The following is a 3822-nucleotide window of genomic DNA, read 5'->3' on the forward strand; positions in this document are numbered from 1 at the left end:
AGCTTTGGCCTGCTCTTCTTCCTGATTACTAATTACAGTCATCCGATAATTTTTATATATCCATTCGCCAGTTTTCACTGTTTTACCTTGTTCTAGTTGACCAACTACTTCCGAGGCATTAGGTAAAGTAGACATTAATGCAATAGGACCATGACAGACCAACGCAGTAGGTTTACCAGCTTTATGGAAAGCTGTAAGTACTTTTCCAAGTTGTTTATCTTTTAAGAGATCTTGCATAGGTGCATGTCCACCTGGAATATAAATAGCATCAAACTGACCTACACCAATTTGTTCAATACGAGATAGGCTCACAACTGGAGAATCTTGAGCAGATGTTAATTTTAGATCATGCAATAAATCTGCATATTGCTTTAATGCTTTTTCATCTTGGTTAAAATACATCGCATTATTCGATGATTCATCTAAGGTTGGAGCTTTCCCTTTTGGTGTAGCGAAAGTTACTGTATGGCCTGCATCTAAAAGCATTTTTGTAGGTTGCATCAACTCATTTAAGTAAAAGCCTGTTTTAAAAATATGACCTTTTTTTAGCTCTAAATGCGCCTCATCAGACAATACAACCAACACATGAGCAGCATTTGCACTGAATGCTGCTGAAACGGCAACTACTGCAAGCATTATTTTATTTAGAGATTTCATCATTCGACCTTCATTCCAACCATTTGCTGGATTTATAACTGGGATGGATATATTCTATTTTTGCCAATCAGGTAGATAAACAACCACTTTTGCAAATCTTTTTTGCGTTTGAGGACTAAATGTCACGTCAATTTGACCATCTTGCCGATATTGAAGTGTTTTTAATTGTGGCGGAGAAGCTTTCTATTAGTGCAGCTGCAATTTATTTAGCAACAACTCCTTCAGTCATTAGTAGAACAATTACGCGGCTAGAGAAAAAACTTGGCATTCAGTTTTTTAGAAGAACAACTCGTCATTTGAGCCTGACTGAAGCTGGTCAACTTTATTATGAAAAGATGCAACATGCATTTCAGTTAATTGACCATGCAGAGCGTGCTATTCAAGGTAAGCAACTGCAAATTTCCGGCAAAATTAAATTAAGTGTACCCACTACCTATGGACACTATCGCCTTCCAGAATTACTACAAAAATTTCTTTTGCAATATCCAGATATTCAAATAGAAGTCAGTATTTCTAATCGAAATGTCGATTTAATTGCGGAAGGATTTGATTTAGCTATTCGTCAAGGTCAGCTTCCTAGTAGCACTCTCATTGCCAGACCTTTGGAGCTTGCCCCTCTTCAACTTGTTGCCTCACCTGAATATTTAAAACGTATGGGTGTTCCTCAAACTTTGGAAGACTTAAACCATCACCAATGTATTGCCTTTGAATTACCTAGCACGGGTAAGGTTACTCCATGGTTTTTTAAAAATGGTGATAATGAAATTCAATGGATACCATCAAATCGGATTTTAGTAAAAGAAGATATTTTGGGAGTAGTTTCTCTTGCTGAAAGTGGATTAGGAATATGTCAGAGTTATAGCTTTATTGTTAATGAAAAGATCCGACAAGGAAAATTGCAGCCCGTACTTGAGGGTTATGCAGGTCACACACGGCCCTTTTCTTTACTGTACGCACAACATAAACATATGTCGTCTGCGACAAGAGCTTTAATAAATTTTCTATGTTCTGATCATGAGTAACCCCTTCAAAACTAAATAAAGCTTAATTTATCTATATGAGTATTAAATATTCTATTTTAATAGAAAACATACAAACCAGACACTAAACTGCAATAATCAAAAGATGGTTCTCCATATTTGGGGAGAAGTGTTTTGTTACATTTGCCGTAACAAAAGATATAGGGTCCTGCAACTAGGGACACGGAGTCAAAAATGAAATTAAATGCTTGGTTATGTAGCGCTGTTCTAGCAACTTCAATGGTTACTGTGGCACATGCTGACAATACAACACATGTAGCAGCCGCTTCTGCTTTAGGTAGCGTAGCAGGTACTGCAATTGGTAAAAGCATGGGCGGTACATCAGGCGCAACAATTGGTGCTGCTTTAGGCGGTGCTGGTGGTGCAGCTGTTGCAAGTGACCGTCGTCACCGTACTGAATCTGCGATTGGCGGTGCTTTAGGTGGTGGTGCTGGTTATACCGTTGGTAAAAGCATGGGTGGTACAAACGGTGGTTATGTCGGCGCTGCTTTAGGTGCTGCGGGTGGTTCTGCTTTAGGTAATAAAATCTCTAAAGACCGTTATACAGAAAAATCTTCTAAACACTGGAAGAAAAAACACCGTCGTCATCACTAATCAAATTTGACGAACAGATATTTAAGCACCTTCGGGTGCTTTTTTATTATGAGTGATTAAAAGCTAATTTGTCGTATGCTCATGGTTTATCCACAAATTAATACAAACACTACAAACAGACACAAAACACTTGTATCACCCTTGGGGTTCTCCATAATTATCACGAAATTTTTTATTACATTTACCCCAAGATAAAGATAACTGTCCTTCCAGTAAAAAGGACATGGAGTTCTACGATGAAAATGAATATTTGGTTGGCTAGTGCATTAATTGCAACATCTTCTATGGTAACAGTTGCACATGCTGACAATGGTACACGTGTTGCTGCAACCTCTGCTTTAGGTAGTGTAGTGGGTACTGCAATTGGTAAAAGTATTGGTGGTACCTCAGGTGCAACAATCGGTGCTGCTTTAGGTGGTGCTGGTGGTGCAGCAGCAGCAAGTGATCGTCGTAATCGTACAGAAGCTGCAATTGGTGGTGCTTTAGGTGGTGGTGCTGGTTATACCGTTGGTAAAAGCATGGGTGGTACAAACGGTGGTTATGTCGGCGCTGCTTTAGGTGCTGCGGGTGGTTCTGCTTTAGGTAATAAAATCTCTAAAGACCGTTATACAGAAAAATCTTCTAAACACTGGAAGAAAAAACACCGTCGTCATCACTAATCAAATTTGACGAACAGATATTTAAGCACCTTCGGGTGCTTTTTTATTATGAGTGATTAAAAGCTAATTTGTCGTATGCTCATGGTTTATCCACAAATTAATACAAACACTACAAACAGACACAAAACACTTGTATCACCCTTGGGGTTCTCCATAATTATCACGAAATTTTTTATTACATTTACCCCAAGATAAAGATAACTGTCCTTCCAGTAAAAAGGACATGGAGTTCTACGATGAAAATGAATATTTGGTTGGCTAGTGCATTAATTGCAACATCTTCTATGGTAACAGTTGCACATGCTGACAATGGTACACGTGTTGCTGCAACCTCTGCTTTAGGTAGTGTAGTGGGTACTGCAATTGGTAAAAGTATTGGTGGTACCTCAGGTGCAACAATCGGTGCTGCTTTAGGTGGTGCTGGTGGTGCAGCAGCAGCAAGTGATCGTCGTAATCGTACAGAAGCTGCAATTGGTGGTGCTTTAGGTGGTGGTGCTGGTTATACAGTCGGCAAAAATATGGGCGGCACCAACGGTGGATACATCGGTGCAGCAGTAGGTGCAGCTGGTGGTTCTGCATTAGGTCGTAAAGTTGCTGAAGACCGTAACTACGATGACCGTTATGACCGTGATCGTTACGATCGTGATGACCGCAGATATTACGATGGTGACCGTCGTTATTATAAAGGTGGTAGCCGTCGCCATGACAATGGCTTACACCGTGGTTGGTATAAAAACCGCTAATTCACAGATGAATCAAAAGAGCACCTTCGGGTGCTTTTTTATTTATAGCTAAAAATTAATATCGAAAAAAAACGATATACATCACACCCCATATATCGTATTATTTCGATATATCCTTATTCGAGAATA

At 39.4% G+C, this 3822-nt stretch carries 5 protein-coding genes; 4 read left to right on the top strand and 1 reads right to left on the bottom strand.

What is annotated here, in order from left to right; genetic code table 11:
* Positions 1-657: type 1 glutamine amidotransferase domain-containing protein (locus tag J536_RS0104890; protein ID WP_050680464.1), on the bottom strand; the 657-nt coding region annotated here is incomplete at its 3' end.
* A 119-nt stretch (positions 658-776) separates the two neighbouring features.
* Here J536_RS0104890 and J536_RS23360 point away from each other — a divergent pair.
* The 4 genes from J536_RS23360 to J536_RS23375 all read left to right on the top strand — a co-directional run bounded on the left by J536_RS23360 (position 777) and on the right by J536_RS23375 (position 3693).
* Positions 777-1679, top strand: coding sequence for a LysR family transcriptional regulator (locus J536_RS23360; RefSeq protein WP_002119752.1), 903 nt, complete (start codon positions 777-779; stop codon positions 1677-1679).
* A gap of 192 nt (positions 1680-1871) precedes the next feature.
* Complete coding sequence (locus J536_RS23365) at positions 1872-2291, top strand: glycine zipper domain-containing protein (RefSeq protein WP_005073603.1); 420 nt, start codon at positions 1872-1874, stop codon at positions 2289-2291.
* Positions 2292-2527: 236 nt separating this feature from the next.
* Positions 2528-2950, top strand: a complete 423-nt coding sequence (locus J536_RS23370) for a glycine zipper domain-containing protein (RefSeq protein WP_032024612.1) — start codon at positions 2528-2530, stop codon at positions 2948-2950.
* A 236-nt stretch (positions 2951-3186) separates the two neighbouring features.
* Complete coding sequence (locus tag J536_RS23375) at positions 3187-3693, top strand: hypothetical protein (protein ID WP_002119687.1); 507 nt, start codon at positions 3187-3189, stop codon at positions 3691-3693.
* The last annotated feature ends 129 nt before the right edge of the window (positions 3694-3822 follow it).

The organism is Acinetobacter sp. 809848, assembly GCF_000581275.1.
In the GTDB taxonomy this organism is placed as follows: Bacteria; Pseudomonadota; Gammaproteobacteria; order Pseudomonadales; family Moraxellaceae; genus Acinetobacter; species Acinetobacter pittii.

Bases quoted from the DNA above. Each gene is read 5' to 3' on its own strand.
- J536_RS23360 (WP_002119752.1), top strand. From the start codon at position 777: ATGTCACGTCAATTTGACCATCTTGCCGATATTGAAGTGTTTTTAATT.
- J536_RS23375 (WP_002119687.1), top strand. From the start codon at position 3,187: ATGAAAATGAATATTTGGTTGGCTAGTGCATTAATTGCAACATCTTCT.
- J536_RS23365 (WP_005073603.1), top strand. From the start codon at position 1,872: ATGAAATTAAATGCTTGGTTATGTAGCGCTGTTCTAGCAACTTCAATG.
- J536_RS23370 (WP_032024612.1), top strand. From the start codon at position 2,528: ATGAAAATGAATATTTGGTTGGCTAGTGCATTAATTGCAACATCTTCT.